The sequence below is a fragment of the Photobacterium panuliri genome, assembly GCF_059920555.1.
The window spans coordinates 273,734-293,927 of sequence record NZ_CP197193.1 but is presented as its reverse complement, the minus strand read 5'-3'; the positions used below and the strand labels follow the sequence as shown (position 1 = coordinate 293,927).

The window sequence follows — 20,194 nt, the reverse complement described above, 5'->3', positions numbered from 1 at the left end:
ATTTTTTATAGGATAGCGGCATCTGATATATCGTAATACTTTCGTTTGTTCCGATACATGTCACTATCAGCCATGGAAATCAACTGAGAGAGAGACTCCGTTTCGCTTGACGCCCCGCCCACCGAAAACGTCAGTGGATATTGCTCATCATCATTCAAATCAATCCACTGCCCGTTTTGAACACGAGCCAAGTCTGCCATCAACTGCCGAAGCTGGGCTTGATTACATTCACGGGCAACAATGGCGAACTCATCACCACCAATTCGATACAGATATTGGCGATCTGACAAGGCAGACCGGATCAACTGGGCACTCTTCACGATAAGCGTATCCCCACGGTCGTGACCATAGTTGTCATTCAGTGTTTTCAATCCATTGATATCAACAATCAATACAGCAAGAAAATCACTGCTCTTGTTCTGCATTTCTGCTTTCGCATGTTCAAAATCACTATCGAAAGCTGTTCGGTTGAGGCAGGTTGACAACTTGTCCCTGCGGGCAAAATCTTCTAGCTCAAGCCATGCATGCAGCAATTTCTTCAGCAATTCGAATAAAATCGTATCGTCACATGACAGCGCAAGTACATCACAATCAAAATAACCCAACTCATTACCCTCACTGGACGTCAGGGTTATGACCGTTTGGCTATCAGGTTTGGCAAAACCGAATCGAATACCATAATTCGGGAACAATGTTTCCAAGCCCGAGTTAATGACATTAGGAATATCGTGGTAGCTCACCCCTGTATGTGCGGCGGAAAAATGAATCAATGTCATCAAGCGAGACTGGTATTGCTCTTCCCGCGCAAGCGACGCCCTGAGTTCAGCGGTCTGCTCTGCGACAGTGTTTTCCAAACGCTGATTAAAATCAGCCAGCTGTAAGTTAGTATCCTGTACTTGTTGATTTGCCTCGCGCAGCGCGGTATTGCGAATTTCCAGCTGATCCATCTGTTTGGTTACCCGCTGCCATAATGAATCAATCAAACTAACCAATTGCTTAAATTCAGAAAATTGATATTTATGAGGGTTAATTTCAGGGCGAATCTGCCGTCTGAAACTTCGTACCACCTTCTCAATTTCCTTAATCGGCTGGATAAGCCAACGCGTGACCAAAATCGCCAGAATCAACGTGACACACAACGCCACGATAATGATACGGATCATCTGCTCTTTCGACTGGGCCAGCTCTTTATTACGCTCAACGTCAGAGATTCGGTGAATGATGGTCAGTTCCAGTGGCGAAGCAAAACCCTCTTTGTTCAGGGTCAAATACGTCACGAAACGATTGGCGTTATAACCGAATTTGTTCAATTTCCCGTACTGAAAACTCACCGACTCTTGCTGGTAGAGAAACGGACGGGAAAGCTTTGCCAAATCTTCATACGACACCAACACCATAATATACCCTTGGGGCTCATAATAAGCCTCTGGCACTAGCGTATAAGGCAATAGTGGGCTGACAAACACAATACCACTCGGACCACCGTCTAGAACAAGATTCTCATCATTGTATGAGGTATGAAACGTCAGCCCTTTTTCATAAAGATCCTGAGCCCCCCGGACAGTGGCAAGTAGTTTGCTCTTTTCAAGATGATACATAGAGCCGTTAATTTCGTACATTGGCTGCCAATCTCTATCAATAATATAGGCGGCACTAATGCTGGATGAAAGTTCGTCAAAATCCTCGATCTTAGGGCGAACAACGCTTGAATAGAGGACATTATGCATCCCCTGTACCATCAAGCGATCTTTCGAATACCATTGGGTAAGATTGGCATTGAACAGCAGCTCTTTCTCTACCGTATCTCGGATACCCTTGGTTGAATTGGCAAGCTTAAGCTCTTTTTCCACCAGTAAATCATGCTGGTGTTTCTCAATCATACTTATTCCCATCCAATAGGCTGGTAACAAGGAGCCCAAGACGACAATTAGGGTCAAGATATTACGCAAACTCATCATGGTTTGTTATTTCTTCGCTTATCGATCTGAACAGTATGTTTTTTGATAAATTGCGTGACAAAAACAGCGGCTTTGTCTGCAGGCATACCGGCCCGGTAACGTTTATACCCCCGAATAAGCGCTTCCCATGTCACTGCCATCGTCACGGTACTTGGCATGGTATATGTCGGCTTCAGCTCTTTATAGAGTGCACCATAATAGGTCGCCGACTGAGCATATGACAACCAGTTAACTGTGTGGTTAGTGGAAATAAGATTCTGATTAATAATGACATTTTTGATAAATGTAGGTTGCTGAACAATCTCTGTCAGCGTTTTCAATGCCTGTCTTTTTTCTGGATCCGCCATCGCCTCGTTGGTGAAGGCGAGAACCTTGCCACCACTTAAAGAATGCATGGTATGGTTGTTATAGGTAGGCAAAGCACGGATCTTCAGCTCATCGCCAAAATGTTGTTTCAGCTCCCCTAGAGCCCAGTCACCATCAATCAAGTATGGTACTTCGCCACGGATAAACTGCTGACGAGCTTGATCTTGGGTGTTATCTTTCGTCACCACATGATTATCAACCAACGAACCATAAAACGTCAGAGCCTTAGCCAAGGCATGATTATCAATATCGGTAACTAAATGCTCGTAGTGCTCTGGATGCTCACAAAACATCGAGATAAACGCCATCAGGAAATACATGTTCGGATGCTGCATCGCAAGCTCCGTTTTCCCCTGTTTGGCGGCGGCCAACAACCTCTCCCATGTTGGCTGTTCGTTATGCGTCAATTGAGTATTAACATAAAGAACTAGATGGTTACCCAACCCCAACGGCACACCATAAATCGCACCGTCTACTGTCACCAACTCGAGCGCCTTGTGCTCCATCTCTTTCTTCTCGATCCAGCTAGATGGGATAGAAGACAGGTCAAAATAACTATGCAGCCCCAAAAAATCTGATGGTACCCAAATCACATCAGGTACAGTGATCCCTGTCTGCTTGGCGAGCAATAACTCTGACCGTATGTTGTTAACGTCAAACTCACGGATCACCAACGTGTTGTCAGTCTCAGATTCAAACTGACGCTTAATTTCAGCGACCGTCGAATATTCGATCCCGCTCCACATTTGAATTTCTTGGGCAGAAAGCCAAGTTGGAAAGATCACAGCAATGAGTAGTAGTATCGTTATCACGGTTAGCCAAGGTTAAAATGCGATAGATGAATATTCTATTTCTACATTTTCCCTCAAAAGCATACACATTGTCTATCAACAGCTTGATTTATACGAATGTTAGCCTCAAAAATACGCTTATAATTACACAATCAACGAATATGTATTCATCCGACTAACAATCACTTGTGATAACAACGGACGTATTATGTTGCAAAAAACACTGGGAATACGATGACAAAGAAGACGGAAAAACAATATCGGACAGAACAGAAGAAATGCGGCAATAAATGAGGTGTTTACAAGTAGGTAGGATATGATGAAAGGTAAAAACGAAAATCGGCGTAACCGGCATAGAGCCAGTTACGCCAACTCGAAATTAAAGCTTAACTACGTTAGCAGCTTGTGGGCCTTTTTGGCCTTGCTCAACTTCGAAAGATACTTTCTGGCCTTCAGCTAGAGTCTTGAAGCCTTCAGAAGCGATTGCACGGAAGTGAACGAATACGTCAGCACCGCCGTTGTCTTGAGTGATGAAACCGAAACCTTTCTCTTCGTTAAACCACTTTACGATACCAGTTGTTTTGTTAGACATGTGATGTCCCTTATATATTTAAGTTCATGAAGTAATCGCATAATGCGATGCACTGATGGCTTGAATTATTGAATGCGACGATAAAGCTAAGGGAAACACAAAGAATAACAACACTAGTGAAGAATACTGAGGGTTTACTTGTACTTGATGGTTCATTAATAACCCTGAACAACAGAGCAAGTCGATAATACCTCAGTATCGGGTATTGTAAAGTTTTTTTTTATGTCAGATCGAAAGTCTTGCCCTTGTGGCGATTTGTTATACGCTTCGCCAGTGATTTGCTCACAAATCTTTATGTAACAAACAAATAGATTTAAAAAAAGTGAGAAGCAAAGCCTTCACGTCCTACGCTCTGCTTCTTCCATCCCTAACGATCAAATACCCGCATTCCACACTTAGTCAGGCTGACGACTCAAAACCTCATCAATATCCTGTGCACTATGACGTTCAGGAAGCTGCTCCCACTCCTCTCCCCAACTGCGGTTTACAATCCTGCCACGCAAAACGGCAGGACGCTGGGAAATCGCCTGTGCCCATCGTTGAACATTCGGATAACTTGCCACATCCAAAAACTCAGCGGCATCATACAAGCGGCCTAACACTAAATTCCCATACCACGGCCAGATAGCCATATCCGCTATCGTATAGGACTCCCCGGCAATATAAGTATGTTGTGCTAGTTGCTTGTCCAGCAAATCAAGCTGACGTTTAGCTTCCATCGTAAAACGGTTTATCGGGTATTCAAGTTTTTCCGGGGCATAAGCATAGAAATGACCAAAACCACCACCAAGATACGGCGCAGCTCCCTGCAACCAAAACAGCCAGTTCAACACCATCGTTTTCTGCTCGCGATCAGCAGGCAAGAAGTGTCCGAATTTTTCCGCCAGGTAGAGCAATATAGCCCCAGACTCAAAAACATTAATCGGTTCACTCTGAGAGTTATCGACCAATGCTGGGATCTTTGAGTTCGGGTTAATCGCGACGAAGCCAGATGAAAACTGATCACCCTCGCCAATTTGAATCAGATGGGCGTCGTATTCAGCCTCGCTCAAGCCCAGCGCCAACAATTCCTCAAGCATAATTGTGACTTTTTGGCCATTTGGCGTTCCCATCGAATACAACTGCAACGGGTGTTGCCCCACAGGCAATGCCTTTTCATAACGCGCCCCGGCTTCGGGCCGGTTGATGCTAGCCCATGCTCCACCCATATCAGGGTTCATCGTCCAAACACTTGGCGGTACATATTCACTACCCATATTGATCATCCTTCTCGTGATTGCCTGTCGGCGTGGCTCGACCCAAATGTTGCATCATATTAGCAAAGGCACAAACGGATATTTTTAGCAAAACCATCCAAAGATTTATGCCTGATAATCCATAATAATAACCCCTTCCATCCTTGGTATAACCGAGAGCGCTATAGCGACTAGGGTGTCCCTCAATATATGTCGTTCTACCAGCAACGGAGGTTACTTAGGCAACCGCTACAACGTCAGTCTGGATTGTGCAAAATCGATAAAAGCAGATATCCGCCTAGATACTGCCGATGATTTATAATAAACGGCATTAACCAGTTCACGCCCAGTATCAGTTTGTTTCTCCGATTCGAACAGCGCCACTAAACGCCCAGCTTCAATATCCCGCTTCACCATAAAACCAGACAAACAAGCAATACCATTTCCGGCGAGAACCAATTGCCGTACCGTTTCGCCATTGCTCGATACCAACGCTGGAGTTATCGTTCCCATTCCCTGCAATGGCCAGTCATTGAGGATCTTGGGTTCCGTAAATCCCACCAGCTGATGTTGGTTCAAATCAACGGGTAGAGCGGGAAAGCCGTTCTTAGCCAAGTAATCAGGTGACGCCACAATATAGAGCTGACTTTTGCCTAGCGGACGCGCATGCAAGGTCGAATCTGTTAACCGCCCAATACGAATAGCCACATCGGTTCTTTTCTCCAACAAATCCACAAAGCCTTCATTCGAGGTCAATTCCAGCTCAATATCCGGATAAGCCGCTTTAAAAGGCTGAACCAACGGAACCAACTGGTGCAGAACAAACGGACTTGCCGCATCCACCCGTAAACGCCCTTTGGGTCGCTCACCGTGGGATGTCAGATCTTCTTCTGCCTTCTCAATAAGCGCCAGGCCATCCCGCACGGCATCGACAAACTGACGCCCCTCTTCCGTTAATCCAACCCGTCGAGTTGTCCGATTTAAAATTGACACCCCCAATTGGGCCTCAACTCGACTTACCGCCCGCGAAACCTTGGCCACCTGAATGTCCAGAGCATGCGCGGCCGCAGAAAAACCGCCAGTATCAACCACCGTCAGCAAAATCGACAAATCATCAGATCGAGTCAACATACTTTGACCCCTTCAAGCAACCAACCATATCTACCCATCAATCAATGCATAACTTGTTCATCATAAGCCTCTCTGCGCAAGTAACGAAAACGCTGCCTAACTTGACTCTGCATCGTCTCCGATACCCGACAATAGTCACCTAGCCACCTCACAACCATCTCTTCATCTGGGAAAATATAGTCTTTGCCCAGATATGCTTTACGTAATTGATGGTTGATCAAGGTATCGAGCATTGCCGCATGCTCGCCGCCTTGAGGAATATCGCCCATCTCCATCAAATGATACTTGTACATCCAAACCGCCTCGTTAAGATTGCCTTGAGTACGCCGATCACCACGAAGATAAAAATGACACTCCCTGTGAGATTGCAAGAATGTGTCAGCCATCGGATTAAGCGTCGAGTCATCCATCACAGACACAGCCTCACCAAGGCGCTGCATATTATTAATCAGCCTCTCTAGAAGCATATTGATGAATGCATCTGAGTCTCCTTTTCGCACGCCGTTAAAAAACATGCAGTAACGGGTCTCTATATGCATCGCAATGACAGTTGGCTTACGGTAGACACGCACAACATGAACCAACCAGGCAGAGTCAAGGCAACCGACACGCCCTATCAATGGTTCATCAGGGGTTGGCTGAATGGGGCCTGTTTTAACGCCTTTGCGCATCTTGCTAAAAAATTCCGCCGCCGCTTTTGTGCAATTGAATATCAACATGGAAACATCCTTTTTCCGCTTCAGTGCTATTTCGACTCATAGTTATATATTCCCTCATGTTGTCTAAATCCTGAAACTTAAAACAACTTAGGTGTGATCAACGATCCTCAGATAATTCGATCTGCATAAAAGCCCCCGGCGTGACGGCAAAACTCTGCTTAAAAAGGCGATTAAATGCACTCTTTCCTAGAAACTGCCCCGCACGCGCTTAACTGTCATTTTTGACAAAAGTCATTTGCCAATAACGCTGTTTTTCGCAAAAGCAATATCTCCAATAATGCGCCCATTCCGCAGGGCGCCTCACTCGGCTGTATGCCCTGCACTCATTATCTTGAGGGCTTAAAACTATGCCACTAGCACTACTCGCTCTGACACTCAGTGCCTTTGCCATCGGCACGACAGAATTTGTCATTGTCGGGCTCATACCCACCATGGCAGCGGATCTAAACGTATCGCTACCATCCGCAGGCTTGCTTGTCAGCCTCTACGCTCTCGGTGTCGCCATCGGGGCTCCGGTACTGACAGCATTAACAGGGAACTGGAAACGAAAAAATGTCCTACTGGCCGTAATGGCTCTGTTTGTCGCGGGTAACCTTTTGGCCTGGCAGGCGCCAGACTACAGCACATTGATCGCGGCACGGATCCTGACCGGACTGGCACACGGTGTCTTCTTTTCCATCGGGGCAACCATCGCCACCGGACTCGTCGCCAAAGACAAGGCTGCAAGCGCCATTGCGATTATGTTCACCGGCTTAACCGTGGCATTGGTGACAGGCGTGCCTCTTGGAACATACATCGGCCAAACATTTGGCTGGCAAGCCACCTTCTTGGTTGTCGCGCTACTGGGGCTCATTGCCTTGATTGGCAGTGCCTTCCTCGTGCCGAAAAATCTAAAACAGCCACCAGCAACGAAACTGTCGGCACAGCTTAAGGTACTCACCCAGCCCAGACTCCTGCTGGTGTATGCAATAACCGCATTGGGTTATGGTGGCACATTTACTGCCTTCACCTTCCTTGCACCTATTTTGCAAGATATATCAGGGTTTAGCGCCAATGCCATCGGCCTCATTATGCTGGTATATGGTGTGTCTGTTGCCGTCGGCAATATCTGGGGAGGAAAGATGGCCGACAAAATGGGGCCGGTCAAAGCACTGAAAATCATTTTTTCCGGATTGGCGATGGTTCTACTCGCCTTTACGGTAACGGCACACAATCCGATAACAGCAGTACTGACGATCTTGGTATGGGGTGCTTTTGCATTCGGCAACGTGCCAGGGCTACAGGTATATGTTGTCAGCCTAGCGGAGAAATATACCCCGGATGCTATTGATGTCGCTTCGGGGCTTAATATCGCAGCCTTCAACGTTGGCATCGCTCTGGGATCATGGAGTGGTGGTCACATCGTCGCCGAAGCCGGAGTAATGCAAACCCCTTGGGTCGGAGCCGTTGTGGTACTCATTGCCCTTGGACTAACCGGCTTTAGCGGAAGGCTCGACCGTATACAGCAACGCCAATTAGGCAACCAAGCAGCTTCATTCTAACTATCGCTCTAATATCAATAAACCCACCCGAGGCCATAATGGCCTCGGGTGGGTTTTTCAGGATCATCAACCATAGTCATCTACACTGGGTTATATCCAAGTGCAATCATCCAACAACGAAGAACTCTGACTTCAAGGTACTTATTCTGTATTTACTTAAAGGAAAATACCATGACCCAATTGACCATTGTCGCCAACATTATCGCAAAAAATGACAGTATCGAGCTCGTCAAAAGCGAACTCCTCAAACTTATCGAAATCACCCGTGCAGAAGCCGGTTGTATCAACTACGACCTCCATCAAGACAACGAAAACCCAGCACACTTCCTATTTTACGAAAACTGGGCCTCACGCGAACTCTGGCAGGCTCACATGAACAATCAGCATCTGGCTGAGTATCTGCAAGCCACCGACGGTGCAGTCGAGAGCTTTGTCGTCAATGAAATGACCCCAATTAACTAGTATTTCAGGTACAGTCTCGCATCTCCCCCTATAACACCAGCCTAAAAAGAACATGTTATAGGGGAAGCCTAATGCGCAATCATGCCAAGCGGAAATGGGCAACGTTGTCCTGTAGATTTGCGGCCAACTGACTCAGCTCCACACAAGCACGCGCAGTCTGCTCAGCACCTGACGCAACTTGTGACGACGAAAGACTGATATTTTCAACATTTCGTCCCAGCTCTTCGGTCACCGAGTTCTGTTCGCTACAAGCGCTGGCAATCTGAATGTTCATCGACGCCATCTGCCGCACTTCTTCTTCAATTTCAGCGATATTTTGTCCAGTTTCCTGGGATTGACCAACGCACGCATTAATCAGCTGGCTGCTCTGCCTTGTCGCCTCACCCGCTTTCCCTGCTCGAGTTTGCAGCTGCTCTATAATCGTGGTGATTTCCGTTGTTGAAGCCTGTGTTCGACCTGCCAGCGTTCTGACTTCATCGGCAACTACGGCAAATCCGCGACCTTGCTCCCCAGCACGCGCCGCCTCTATTGCCGCGTTCAGCGCCAACAAATTTGTTTGCTCGGCAATGCTGTTAATCACATCCACCACCATACCGATACTGGCCGAGTCTTTCTCAAGCAGTGCCACGATTGTTTCGGTATCAGAAACCACCTTAGCCACACTTTGGATATTCTCGATATTATGGCGAATATTACCGCCCCCCTTAGCCGCACTCTCCGTTACGGCATTGGCCGAATGGGATGCATGCTCGGTATTGGCCGCGACATCATTGACCGTTGACTGCATCTGATTCATCGCAGTAGCTATCATGGTAATGTCGTCTTGCTGCTGCCTCATTCCCTGCGACGTCTGCTCTGAAACTGAGCTCATCTCTTCAATCGCAGCACTCAATTGGGTGACGGCTCTGGATATTTCCTGCAGTAGCGTTCGCAATCTATCCTGCATACCGGCGCAGGCAAGAGAAAGCTGTCCTAGCTCATCATGCCCAAGGGAGCTGTGATCCAACTCAGAGGTCAAATCCCCTTTGGCAATGCGTTCTGCCATATTGATCGTTGCCCGAAGGGGGGTACAAATCTGACGGGTCAAAAAGACTGTCATGACAATAATAAAGATCATAATAACGATAACGCCACTGCTCGTCAGAAGGTAAGCCTGAGCAACACGATCCAGCACCGATTGGCGATCGGCTTGCGTCTGCGACTCATTCAATTTTAATAATTTCTCTAACGAGTCATTCAGCATTTTAAAACCGCGGTAACTCCCCATCGCCAAGGAGTTCGCCTCGACACTATTTTTCGCCCTCACCGCCGAGATGAAATCATTCTGAGAAGCCAAGTACATTTGCCATGCGGTATTCACATCAGCAAACAACCTTCCATCTTCTTCGTCCCATAGGCTATCTTTGTACCTTGCTAATTTCTGCTCCATTTCCTGAAGCATAACCTCATAATTACTCAGTACCTTATCGACACTTTTATTATCAATGTTGGCAACAAGAAAAAACTGCTCTCGTCGGATATGCTCCGAGTCTTTTTGCATGTCCTTCACCAGAAAGATACTTGGCAGCGTTTTATCGGTGAGTGCGAGCGCACTATTTTTAAACATTGTTACTTCTGATATCAGAAATGCACCCAAGACAATCACTGCGATAAAGATAATCGCGAACCCGGTGCCGATCTTCTTACCGACCGAAAGGTTCTTAAAAAGCATCAGTTCAACTCCGTTAATCAATGACTTTGTTTCAGTCAGATTCTAGAAAATGAGCCATATGCTATTTTTTGCTTGTACTTGTTCAATTATCAAACATCCCATTCGTGATGTAGGTAGCAATAATCAAATTACCCATTTAAGAAAATTCAATAACGTGTCGCTTTACGTCCTCAATTTTAGATAAAAACACGCATTTTGAGATAATCATGACGCAATCTCAATCTTATGGGAAATATTCCTACTTTTTATAATCCTATTTAAGAATTCTTTTTTTCATATTTAAAATAACCATGTGTAAATTATTCCACCATGAATAATTTTTAGGTTATATCGGGTATTTCTTCACTTTTTATTCAATTTTCTATCTATCTCGGCTGCCATTAGCATGTAACAGTCATATGAAAACCATATAGATATAAATAACAAAACATTAAAGTGATACTGAAAATGAAATTTAAGTTCCCATAAAAAAACACCAGCCTCTTTCGAAGCTGGTGTCCATTCATTTTCAATCAGTACACTTAAACCAAACGGAATCGACCAACATTATCCTGTAAGTTTGTCGCCAATTGACTTAATTCGACACAAGCCTGAGCGGTTTGATCTGCTCCTGATGCTATCTGTGAAGATGCTAGGCTAATATTTTCAACATTCCTGCCTAAGTCCTCAGTAACAGAGTTTTGTTCACTACATGCACTGGCAATTTGAATGTTCATCGACGCCATCTGACGAACTTCTTCTTCAATTTCAGTAATATTCTTGCCAGTTTCTTCTGACTGACAGACGCAGTCATTAATCAACTGACTACTATGCCTTGTTGCGTCGCCAGCTTTTACTGCACGCGCCTGAAGCTGCTCAATAATCGATGTTATTTCTGTTGTGGATGCCTGTGTTCTACCCGCTAAAGTTCTTACCTCATCAGCAACAACGGCAAAACCTCGGCCTTGCTCACCAGCTCGGGCTGCTTCAATAGCCGCATTCAATGCCAACAGGTTCGTCTGCTCTGCAATGCTATTAATCACATCCACGACCATCCCGATACTCGCTGAATCTTTCTCCAGCAAAGTCACAATACTCTCTGTATCGGCAACCACCTTAGCCACAGTCTGGATGCTATCAATATTCTGGCGAATATTATTACCGCCCTGAACAGCACTATCCGTCACTGCGCTAGCTGAATTCGATGCTTCTTCTGTATTAGCTGCAACATCATTCACGGTTGCCTGCATCTGATTCATCGCAGTAGCAATGGTAATAATATCATCTTGCTGCTGCTTCATACCTTGTGACGTTTGCTCGGAAACCGTACTTACCTCTTCAATTGCAGCCCCTAACTGAGTTGCAGCACTTGAAATTTCGTGCAACAAGTCCCTTAACTTATCTTGCATCCCAATACATGCCAATGAGAGCTGTCCCAGTTCATCACGACCTAACAAGCTGCGATCCAACTCAGATGTCAAATCCCCCATCGCAATGCGCTCAGCCATATCCTTCGCTTTATTAAGAGGAATACAAATCTGACGGGTAATTCGTGTCGTAATAAAAATCGTAAAGAGCATAATGGCGACAATACCTCCGATCGTCAGCATATAGGTTTGATAGACCTGCTCTAGAACCAATTTACGATCCGAGTGAACATAAGACTGATTTAATTCAAGCAAACTATCCAGCGATTTAATTAAGCTATTAAAACTATCAAGGCTATTAACAACCATCGCATTTGCTTTCGTTATATTTTTATTTTTTATCGCCGTTATAAACTCACTTTGATCTGACGAATAATTTTGCCATGCTTTCGTCACAGCAGAAGAAAAACGACGATCCTCTTCTTCCCAAACACTATCTTGGTATTCTTTGACTTTCTTGGCCATATCTCCCAGTTGTTCCGCGTAATCATTCAATGACTGAACAATATTTGAATTATTTACGTTAGAGACCAAAAAAAACTGTTGCCGACGTATATGTTCGGAGTCCAACTGCATGTCTTTTACCAATACAATGCTTGGCAAAGTTGCATCAGTAAAAACCAATATACTCTCTTTCAACTTTGTAACTTCAGAAACAAGAAAAATGCCCATAGCGACAACAGAAAAAAAGACAATCGCAAACCCGACACCTATCTTTTTACCAACAGAAAGGTTATTAAAACGCATGAATCAAGCTCCGTTTAAATATGGCTTGGCAGAAGAAGTCATATTATTAAAATGCAATAAACGCTTTCTCACTAAGATTGCTGATTATTTTTCAAGCAAAAATCTTGTGATTAACCTATCGATAATAGCATTGTTTTTTCAAGATAATACCAATTTGTATCAAAATGTTTCACTCGATTGCTCTCATTACGCTATTTTGAGTCAAAATCGACACGGGAGATTGGATAAAATAAGAATTTTTCCTATAAATTGGCTATGAAATAAATATTTCATTTCCAACTTTACTCATATGCGTCAAATATCCATTTATCCAAAGATCATAAAAACGTTTAACTATGCAGTTTTCTCAACTAAGTGTACCTATCACTAATCGTAATAGGTACTAAACAACCGGGTAAAATACACTCATTAATAATCAAGCGTACCGCGAATAGGATAATTATTATCCGGATTGCGAATCCAGGCTAATCCTCTGGACAGCGCTCCAAGCTCAGGGCGGACAAAAGGATTATTCGAAATATCCACCACATGTAAATTTCCATGCTCATTGATCACAAACAATCCCGGCTCAGAGAAATTATGATCCGTTTCTTGCTCAGAACGTGGCAAGGAAATATACAGCCCCAAACTTTTCATTTGTGCTTCTGTCAATCCATAAGCGATAGGAAATGAAATGTTCAAGTTTTCTAGGTGTACTTCCAGTTGCTCTTTGGCATCACCTGAAACCGCCAAGATATCAACCCCTGCATCAGAAAATGCCTGCCTGTAACCTTCCAGTTCATTAAGATACGCTGTACAAAGCGGACAATGCTTCCCTCGGTAAACAAAAACAGCCTGCCATGTCACCTCCCCTTGCGGTTGGCCTAATCTCACCTTATTACCATCAAGCAAAGTTGCCTCAATGGTTGGGAAACTGTCACCCGCCTTTAACTTTGCTGAGACTGCCATAATCACTCCCTCATAATGATCACCTAACAAGATATCAATCTATGAGTGTGGACGGCGCTTTGCCACTGTTCAAGTCATCCCCGAGCCATACATAACGTCCGCCTCTTTCAATTCTCAAGGTTTCATTGAAACAGTTTCTCTTCGACCTTCTCCCCATATGAACTTAATATACTGAGAATTAATAATTCATTACGGGAAAATAGAGACAGATATGGCTAACTTTTGCCTAGACTAATACCTATGCGCAACAGAGTGATGACAGAAAACCACTAAGGAACATATCATGCCCAAAACTATTCTTATCACAGGTGCTACAGATGGCATCGGACTCGAAACAGCAAAACAACTTGTCAGCGATGGGCATCTGGTTATTCTGCATGGCCGTAATCCAACGAAGCTTGCCGACGTCGAAAAAGCGTTATCAGCCATAGGCAATAGCGGCCAAATTGAAACCATTGTCGCAGATCTCTCCCGGTTACAAGATGTCAATAACATGATCAAGGAGATAACCCAACGCTTCGGGACAATTGATGTTCTAATCAATAATGCTGGTATATTCAATATCCCCGCTCCCCGTACCAATGACGGCTTGGATAGCCGCTTTGCTGTTAATACCTACGCCCCATTTTTGCTAACCCGTGAACTGTTACCCTTACTCGGCGAAGGCGGCAGAGTTATCAACCTTTCGTCTGCCGCACAAGCCAGTGTCGATCTGAAGGCTCTGAGCCATTTTCAACCAATGGCTGACGGCGATGCCTACGCTCAAAGCAAACTGGCATTAACAATGTGGTCTCGACTCATGGGTGAGGCTCTAAAACAACATGGGCCGATGGTCGTTGCCGTTAATCCTAAATCATTGCTGGGCAGCAAAATGGTCAAAGATGCCTTTGGCATTGCAGGCGGGGATATCAAGGATGGTGCGGACATTCTAGTCAGAGCCGCACTTTCAGACGAGTTTGCCGATGCCGGTGGCAAATACTTTGACAACGACATCGGTCAATTTGGCGATCCCCATGCTGATGCTCTGGATGATCGCAAGGCATTGGAAGTGGTAAGTGCAATAGAAGCAAAGTTGGACTCATTAATTAACTAACAACCCAGCTTTGTACGTTGACTGCATGCGTTAACCAAAATGATGCCCAGGCTTCTTCGGCCGTGACGCCACCTATCTAGGAGCTTGGGTACAGTTGCCCATATTCTTCAATATAATCCAACCAAAATGGCGGTGTACCAATATAAGCCTGAACGGCTTTAATAAACTCGGTAACTAACATCGTTTGTTTGCGATGGGGGTAAACAGCATAGATTCCGCTGTCCATGTTCGATAACGGGTAGTCCGTGAGTAAAGGAACCAGCCCCATCTCCTTGAGCGTCCGCTCTAGGAAAAACACATCGATTATACCATAGCCAAGGCCATCTCTGACCGCGTCCATTAATACCCGCAAATCACTGACCTTGTAGTTACCCTGCATGGTATAGCGCTTAATTCCCTCGGCATGACTTGCATCAATGAAGCCCATTTGATCCAGATTGAAAATGCCGTTGCTATATATCACAGCCGGGAGTTGAGAGAGGGCTTCGGGGCTATCTGGCATCCCGTAGCGCTCTACAAATTCATTCGAGGCCACCAAGGCATAATGGGCATCAACGATTTTCTTTGCCACTAAGTTCGAATCAGCCATTTTGCCAATCCGAAATGCCAAATCAAAATGATCGGCAATAATGTCGTTTTTCTTATCATCCAACCATAGGTTGATCCGAACTTCCGGATACATCTTCATAAATCGGCTAATAACCGGTTGAAGGTACTGCTGGCCGAAAAACACCGGTGATGTGATACGAAGCATTCCTTTCGGCATCGACAGGTAAGAATCGGCAATACTTCGGATTTGCCCCAACGTATCGACCAAGGTATAGGTCTGGGCCAAAATCTCTTCTCCGGCAGGCGTCAATGAGAATGACCGGGTCGAACGATTGAGCAGCCTCACACCCAATTCTGCTTCTAGCTTTTTTATCTGCTTGGATAGCGAAGAGTTATCCATCTCATTCTTTACGGCGGCCTTACTGAATGAACCTTGCTGTACAACATCCAAAAACAGGGCTAACTGCTGAGTTAAAGACAAACACTATCCTCCACACATTCTATCATCCAGTCGATACTGGCTTTTGCTCTCCATAATACGCCAACTCCCTTAATATCCCCAAACAGGGCCTCATACCAAGGATGTCAAAGACGAGATAGCAGGCCATAAACAAGAAAAGGCCGACTACATCGTAGCCGACCTTTTCTGGGGGTATTTATATTAGTCGATTAGAACCACTTAACCATCTGCTCAGTTGTACGGCGCGTTTTGTCGTAAGCTGGCTCACCAGCACGGTACCCAAAAGCAACCATGACAGCCGGGCGGTAAAGCTTAGGATCAACACCAAAGTGTGTCTCCAATACCTCGGTAGCCTTATCCACTTCAAAACCTTCGATTGGGCATGAGTCGATACCCAGCATAGCCGCAACACTCATCATATTACCCATCGCAATATAAGCCTGCTTGCCTGACCAATCGGTGATCTGTCTCTCGCCTTCGATATGGAAGTCGTGCTCTTGGAATTTCTGGAATGCCTGATTCATGAAGCCAATGACGTCATCCGGCAGTTGCTTCACTTCCTTCATGAACTGCTGTTGGTATTCGGAGTTGTGCTTCATGGTTGCGTCAGTATGCGCAAGGAAGATCACAAAATGGCTCGCAGTGCCCAACTGGCCCGCCGTTCCATTGAATGCACCGTTTGCACCCCAGCTAAAGTCACGGAACAGCTCACGCTTTTCAGGTGACTGCACAACCAGCATCTGCCACGGTTCAAAACCAAACGAGCTAGGCGATAGACGGGCCGCTTCCAAAATAGTGTTAAATTCATCGTCACTGATCTTGCGGTCAGGGTTGAACACCTTGGTCGCATGACGGAAGTTGAAGGCGTCAATAATTTGCTTTTGAAGATCGTTTGTTTTAGTCGCTTCAGTCATTGCAAGCACTCCTGTAAACCTTGGGATGTTGTCTATTTCAATAGCGCTATCATGGCGAAATCCATCCCCCAGAAAAAGGCTCACAGCACCCAATTACTTTGGAACTTTTATTCCATAATCTATCAACACACCTATCAATGTGGCGCAAATACGAGCGATTATAGTACTTTTTCCCTATGGTAAGCAGAACCTGAGTTCACGCTAAAACTAATAGGTACATAATAATCCAAAACGAATACTTCACTTTCATGAATAAAGTGGTTTTGCAAATAATGGACATAGGCGGGCGTTGATCGTAACTTGAACCCCGATTTAGGCAGCCACTGCGCCATCACCTTGCTAATTTGCGGCAATAAATCACCGTATCTCCCTTCTAGCCGAAATACAGCATGCAAACCACCGGGGATAACCATTTGATTAACGACACCCCGCAACTTAAGCGGGCGATCGATTTCAATGCAAGCCACATAGCGACTTTTGTCCAAATCAACCCAAGCCGGATTTGAATGATGCAAGCCAAACTGGGTAGAAAAACATCGCTTTTCCTCGGCAGCCCATGCCTTGAGTACCAACCAGGCATAACGGATGGAGCGATTGTAGCCGACGTGGCGAACATAAGCGGCTAACCGTGGCGGTACCTCCATAATTTTAGGATCTGGTAATGGTGTGTGTGCCATTCGGAGATAGCCCGCGGCAACGTCCGGATCTTTCTGGTAGGGCTTGTCGGCCAACTGCAAATCGTATTTACGCCACTCTCCCGGAGACATCGTAAACGTCGCCTTGAACGCACGGTTAAACGATGATACAGAGTTAAATCCGCAGTCATTGGCAATATCGGCAACCGAAGACTTGGGATCAAACATCAGCTGATTAGCGGCATACTCCATTCTGGTACGGCGAATATACTGATGGATAGACTCCCCCACCACTTGCTTGAATATACGGTGAAAATGTTGCTCGGAATAGGCCGCTATATCCGCCAACTCTCTGGCGGGCAGCGCCCTACTTATATCCTGATGAATATAAAAAAGGACATCGTTGATCCGAGATTGATGCTGTCGTGACTGGCTTTCCCTGCTCATACTTCAAAATCGCATAAATGGACATGTTTTACAGCATAAACGGACAACTTATTTCCGCGCAATCACGAGTACTATCGTTTCATACTTATTCGTAAAATAATTATGCAAACACAGGAATCATCATGGAAATAGCGCAGTCACTACAACAAATCCAATCATCGTATATCAGAGAGATCCTGAGTGCGGCATGCAACAAGAACGTTATTTCACTCGCTGGCGGACTGCCGGACGAACAAACCTTCCCGATTGACCTGATGAGACCCACGCTGGCACAACTGGCCGAGATGCCCAATGTATTCCAATATGGGGCTACTGCTGGTTACGGCCCGCTTCTTGACTTCCTCCAATGCCATTTCGCACTGCCTGATAGCCATAAGGTCATGATGTGTACCGGCTCCCAACAAGGGCTGGATCTTATCGCCCGCGCCTATATCAACCCCGGTGACACCGTGGTAATGGAAGCCCCTAGCTATCTTGGAGCGATGCAGGTATTTGGCTTGGTTAGCGCCAATATCGTTACCATTGCACAAAACGCCCACGGGCCAGATCTGGTGCAATTGGAACAGTGCTTCGAACAGCAATCCCCAAAGATGTTCTATGCGGTACCCGACTTCCATAACCCAACAGGAGTATGCTGGTCGCTAGAAACCCGCCAGCAAGTCGCAGCGCTTTGCATCAAATACAATGTGGCCTTTATTGAAGATGCGCCTTATCGCGAACTGCGCTTTTCCGGTAACCCGATCCCGCTAGTTTCTGATTTCTGCCCTGAGCATTCTATCGTCCTGCGATCCTTTTCCAAAATCGCCTCACCGGGGCTGCGTCTTGGTGCGGTCAGCGGAAAGATTGCCTTCCTTGACCCACTGATCAAAGTCAAGCAAGGGGCCGATCTCCATTCAAGCGTACCGATGCAGGCACTGCTGCTCGGCTTGCTTCAACATGATAACTTTGGCTTACATATCGACAAGATCCGTGCGCTGTACAAAACCCGCTACCAAGTATTATTTGACGCGCTGCAACAGCAACTACCCGTTACTTGCGGGGTGAACAGCGTAGAGGGAGGTATGTTTATTTGGGTGACCCTGCCAGAATGTGACACATTTGCACTCGCCAAAACCCTGCTTGCCAATGGTGTTGCCGTTGTTCCCAGCCCTGTCTTCTATCCCGAAGCACACCCAGCCCAGGCCGCCCTGCGACTGAACTTTACCAACGCAACTGCCGAGGAATTACAAGAAGCGGTAAGACGACTTACCGATGTACTGAACAATACGCTAGCGGTTATTTGAGCATCACGCTAAAACGGCAATCGTATAGAAATGGGCTGGTCGCTTTTCGCGACCATAACAGCCAAACACAAACAATGAAAATCCGCACCTTGCCGATGGTGAAATGCCTGTGGTTCATAGTGCAGCATATGTTGCCCAATAGATTACGGCTGGTGCGGAATTACCATCGCTGATAGAACAACTAACAATACTCAATAAAGTCCACATCTTCTTTAATAAACTCGCCAGAATTTAATAAAACCAGCTTCCAATATTTTTTGAATATTAGGATAAGTATCACTTCGATGATATCCCAAAAACTCATTCAAAAGATTATTTAATTTATACCCTAGACGAACTCTAAACTTTTCAATATTACAAGCGAATAACGGGGCTCTTGCGGCCTTACTTGGCCGCAAAGAACCATAAGGATGCTGACACCTGACCCAACATGCACATCACCACTTCAGTTTGAGTACCATCCTCGTCATTCGAAATATTTACCTACATAAAAGCTTAGACTTATTCATCACATATCTTTATCTGTTATGCCTTTGGTGACAAAACCCACTGCTTTTTATCTAGAGGATTTCTTATTATCTTACCGTCATTAATTAATGAATTAATTGGTGATGTAAAATCAGATAACTGTAGATTTAGTAAATTCATTATTTCATTTGAGCTTCGTGGTTTATTCAATGATGATAAAATCATATCTTCTACTGAACAGTTTGATACAGGCTTTGTAATAACTTCATTCATAGGGAAATTACAGGACATATTTACTAATTTACACTGATATTCAAATGCTGTAATCAGTGACTTATCTTTTGTATACAACACTAATTCCAACAACTCTTTCTCTTCAAAAGAGATAGTTGATATTACTTTTGATAAATATGAGATTATATAAAAGTCAGCTTGATTTGAACCTTGAGGGTAACCGGAAACAGAGAGATATAACCTCTTCTCGCACAAGTCCTTAACAACACTGTTATTTGAGAAAACAAAGACCTTATCCAGCACTGAGAAGTCAATTGATTCCAATTCTTTGAAGCCTATATTTTCTTCATCAACAAAAACAAATTTCATATTCTTTACTTAACTTATAAACATAAACCAATTCTATCAGTTGAGTATAACATATTAAACCAAATGCACATCAAGTGGCATGATCTCTCCCATTTAGATCATGCCATACTTGGTAATTCTGGGTAAAAACGTTCA

18 protein-coding genes are annotated in these 20,194 nt (G+C 45.0%); 5 read left to right on the top strand and 13 right to left on the bottom strand.

What is annotated here, in order from left to right; genetic code table 11:
• Nucleotides 1-5: 5 nt before the first annotated feature.
• From ACSF8X_RS17460 to ACSF8X_RS17435, 6 genes are all read right to left on the bottom strand, one after another.
• On the bottom strand, nucleotides 6-1,880 hold the full coding sequence (locus ACSF8X_RS17460) for a GGDEF domain-containing protein (protein WP_500851821.1): 1,875 nt from the start codon (nucleotides 1,878-1,880) through the stop codon (nucleotides 6-8).
• 74 nt (nucleotides 1,881-1,954) lie between these two features.
• Complete coding sequence (locus tag ACSF8X_RS17455; RefSeq protein WP_047879894.1) at nucleotides 1,955-3,070, bottom strand: sugar ABC transporter substrate-binding protein; 1,116 nt, start codon at nucleotides 3,068-3,070, stop codon at nucleotides 1,955-1,957.
• 424 nt (nucleotides 3,071-3,494) lie between these two features.
• Nucleotides 3,495-3,707 carry a transcription antiterminator/RNA stability regulator CspE gene (gene cspE, locus ACSF8X_RS17450; RefSeq protein WP_047879893.1) on the bottom strand — a complete coding sequence of 71 codons (213 nt, stop codon included), beginning with the start codon at nucleotides 3,705-3,707 and terminating at the stop codon, nucleotides 3,495-3,497.
• 395 nt (nucleotides 3,708-4,102) lie between these two features.
• Nucleotides 4,103-4,963: a glutathione-dependent disulfide-bond oxidoreductase gene (gene yghU, locus ACSF8X_RS17445; protein ID WP_500851820.1), complete on the bottom strand. Its 861-nt coding sequence runs from the start codon at nucleotides 4,961-4,963 to the stop codon at nucleotides 4,103-4,105.
• 228 nt (nucleotides 4,964-5,191) lie between these two features.
• Entirely contained in the window at nucleotides 5,192-6,073 is an 882-nt protein-coding gene (locus ACSF8X_RS17440) for a LysR family transcriptional regulator (RefSeq protein WP_047879891.1), read from the bottom strand.
• 41 nt (nucleotides 6,074-6,114) lie between these two features.
• On the bottom strand, nucleotides 6,115-6,792 hold the full coding sequence (locus tag ACSF8X_RS17435; protein WP_500851819.1) for a DUF6933 domain-containing protein: 678 nt from the start codon (nucleotides 6,790-6,792) through the stop codon (nucleotides 6,115-6,117).
• A gap of 347 nt (nucleotides 6,793-7,139) precedes the next feature.
• On the opposite strand from ACSF8X_RS17435, the gene ACSF8X_RS17430 reads away from it, so the two are divergent.
• Together ACSF8X_RS17430 and ACSF8X_RS17425 are read left to right on the top strand one after the other, a co-directional pair.
• Complete coding sequence (locus ACSF8X_RS17430) at nucleotides 7,140-8,333, top strand: MFS transporter (protein WP_500851818.1); 1,194 nt, start codon at nucleotides 7,140-7,142, stop codon at nucleotides 8,331-8,333.
• 171 nt (nucleotides 8,334-8,504) lie between these two features.
• A complete protein-coding gene (locus tag ACSF8X_RS17425; protein WP_500851817.1) occupies nucleotides 8,505-8,795 on the top strand; it encodes a putative quinol monooxygenase in 291 nt (96 codons plus the stop codon).
• Nucleotides 8,796-8,874: 79 nt separating this feature from the next.
• On the opposite strand, the gene ACSF8X_RS17420 is transcribed toward ACSF8X_RS17425, so the two are convergent.
• From ACSF8X_RS17420 to ACSF8X_RS17410, 3 genes are all read right to left on the bottom strand, one after another.
• The gene (locus ACSF8X_RS17420) at nucleotides 8,875-10,506 is read right to left on the bottom strand and encodes a methyl-accepting chemotaxis protein (RefSeq protein WP_500851816.1); all 1,632 of its coding nucleotides are present in this window, start codon (nucleotides 10,504-10,506) and stop codon (nucleotides 8,875-8,877) included.
• Nucleotides 10,507-11,027: 521 nt separating this feature from the next.
• Nucleotides 11,028-12,659, bottom strand: a complete 1,632-nt coding sequence (locus ACSF8X_RS17415; protein ID WP_500851815.1) for a methyl-accepting chemotaxis protein — start codon at nucleotides 12,657-12,659, stop codon at nucleotides 11,028-11,030.
• Nucleotides 12,660-13,067: 408 nt separating this feature from the next.
• The gene (locus tag ACSF8X_RS17410) at nucleotides 13,068-13,607 is read right to left on the bottom strand and encodes a redoxin domain-containing protein (RefSeq protein ID WP_500851814.1); all 540 of its coding nucleotides are present in this window, start codon (nucleotides 13,605-13,607) and stop codon (nucleotides 13,068-13,070) included.
• 283 nt (nucleotides 13,608-13,890) lie between these two features.
• Between ACSF8X_RS17410 and ACSF8X_RS17405 the strand changes: the two genes are divergently transcribed.
• Nucleotides 13,891-14,700, top strand: coding sequence for an SDR family NAD(P)-dependent oxidoreductase (locus ACSF8X_RS17405; RefSeq protein WP_500851813.1), 810 nt, complete (start codon nucleotides 13,891-13,893; stop codon nucleotides 14,698-14,700).
• Nucleotides 14,701-14,776: 76 nt separating this feature from the next.
• On the opposite strand, the gene ACSF8X_RS17400 is transcribed toward ACSF8X_RS17405, so the two are convergent.
• The 3 genes from ACSF8X_RS17400 to ACSF8X_RS17390 form a co-directional block, all read right to left on the bottom strand.
• Entirely contained in the window at nucleotides 14,777-15,730 is a 954-nt protein-coding gene (locus tag ACSF8X_RS17400; RefSeq protein ID WP_500851812.1) for a LysR family transcriptional regulator, read from the bottom strand.
• Nucleotides 15,731-15,918: 188 nt separating this feature from the next.
• Entirely contained in the window at nucleotides 15,919-16,623 is a 705-nt protein-coding gene (locus tag ACSF8X_RS17395) for an NAD(P)H-dependent oxidoreductase (protein ID WP_500851811.1), read from the bottom strand.
• Nucleotides 16,624-16,781: 158 nt separating this feature from the next.
• Nucleotides 16,782-17,705 carry an AraC family transcriptional regulator gene (locus tag ACSF8X_RS17390; protein ID WP_500851810.1) on the bottom strand — a complete coding sequence of 308 codons (924 nt, stop codon included), beginning with the start codon at nucleotides 17,703-17,705 and terminating at the stop codon, nucleotides 16,782-16,784.
• A 122-nt stretch (nucleotides 17,706-17,827) separates the two neighbouring features.
• Here ACSF8X_RS17390 and ACSF8X_RS17385 point away from each other — a divergent pair, with 122 nt between their 5' ends.
• Complete coding sequence (locus ACSF8X_RS17385; protein ID WP_500851809.1) at nucleotides 17,828-18,988, top strand: aminotransferase-like domain-containing protein; 1,161 nt, start codon at nucleotides 17,828-17,830, stop codon at nucleotides 18,986-18,988.
• A 74-nt stretch (nucleotides 18,989-19,062) separates the two neighbouring features.
• On the top strand, nucleotides 19,063-19,161 hold the full coding sequence (locus ACSF8X_RS17380; RefSeq protein ID WP_500851808.1) for a hypothetical protein: 99 nt from the start codon (nucleotides 19,063-19,065) through the stop codon (nucleotides 19,159-19,161).
• Between the two features lie 352 nt (nucleotides 19,162-19,513).
• Here the strand turns inward: ACSF8X_RS17380 and ACSF8X_RS17375 are convergent, their stop codons facing one another.
• Complete coding sequence (locus ACSF8X_RS17375) at nucleotides 19,514-20,059, bottom strand: hypothetical protein (RefSeq protein ID WP_500851807.1); 546 nt, start codon at nucleotides 20,057-20,059, stop codon at nucleotides 19,514-19,516.
• Nucleotides 20,060-20,194: the final 135 nt, after the last annotated feature.

Bases quoted from the DNA above. Each gene is read 5' to 3' on its own strand.
- ACSF8X_RS17460 (WP_500851821.1), bottom strand. From the start codon at position 1,880: ATGATTGAGAAACACCAGCATGATTTACTGGTGGAAAAAGAGCTTAAG.
- ACSF8X_RS17455 (WP_047879894.1), bottom strand. From the start codon at position 3,070: ATGTGGAGCGGGATCGAATATTCGACGGTCGCTGAAATTAAGCGTCAG.
- cspE (WP_047879893.1), bottom strand. From the start codon at position 3,707: ATGTCTAACAAAACAACTGGTATCGTAAAGTGGTTTAACGAAGAGAAA.
- yghU (WP_500851820.1), bottom strand. From the start codon at position 4,963: ATGGGTAGTGAATATGTACCGCCAAGTGTTTGGACGATGAACCCTGAT.
- ACSF8X_RS17440 (WP_047879891.1), bottom strand. From the start codon at position 6,073: ATGTTGACTCGATCTGATGATTTGTCGATTTTGCTGACGGTGGTTGAT.
- ACSF8X_RS17435 (WP_500851819.1), bottom strand. From the start codon at position 6,792: ATGTTGATATTCAATTGCACAAAAGCGGCGGCGGAATTTTTTAGCAAG.
- ACSF8X_RS17430 (WP_500851818.1), top strand. From the start codon at position 7,140: ATGCCACTAGCACTACTCGCTCTGACACTCAGTGCCTTTGCCATCGGC.
- ACSF8X_RS17425 (WP_500851817.1), top strand. From the start codon at position 8,505: ATGACCCAATTGACCATTGTCGCCAACATTATCGCAAAAAATGACAGT.
- ACSF8X_RS17420 (WP_500851816.1), bottom strand. From the start codon at position 10,506: ATGCTTTTTAAGAACCTTTCGGTCGGTAAGAAGATCGGCACCGGGTTC.
- ACSF8X_RS17415 (WP_500851815.1), bottom strand. From the start codon at position 12,659: ATGCGTTTTAATAACCTTTCTGTTGGTAAAAAGATAGGTGTCGGGTTT.
- ACSF8X_RS17410 (WP_500851814.1), bottom strand. From the start codon at position 13,607: ATGGCAGTCTCAGCAAAGTTAAAGGCGGGTGACAGTTTCCCAACCATT.
- ACSF8X_RS17405 (WP_500851813.1), top strand. From the start codon at position 13,891: ATGCCCAAAACTATTCTTATCACAGGTGCTACAGATGGCATCGGACTC.
- ACSF8X_RS17395 (WP_500851811.1), bottom strand. From the start codon at position 16,623: ATGACTGAAGCGACTAAAACAAACGATCTTCAAAAGCAAATTATTGAC.
- ACSF8X_RS17390 (WP_500851810.1), bottom strand. From the start codon at position 17,705: ATGAGCAGGGAAAGCCAGTCACGACAGCATCAATCTCGGATCAACGAT.
- ACSF8X_RS17385 (WP_500851809.1), top strand. From the start codon at position 17,828: ATGGAAATAGCGCAGTCACTACAACAAATCCAATCATCGTATATCAGA.
- ACSF8X_RS17380 (WP_500851808.1), top strand. From the start codon at position 19,063: ATGAAAATCCGCACCTTGCCGATGGTGAAATGCCTGTGGTTCATAGTG.
- ACSF8X_RS17375 (WP_500851807.1), bottom strand. From the start codon at position 20,059: ATGAAATTTGTTTTTGTTGATGAAGAAAATATAGGCTTCAAAGAATTG.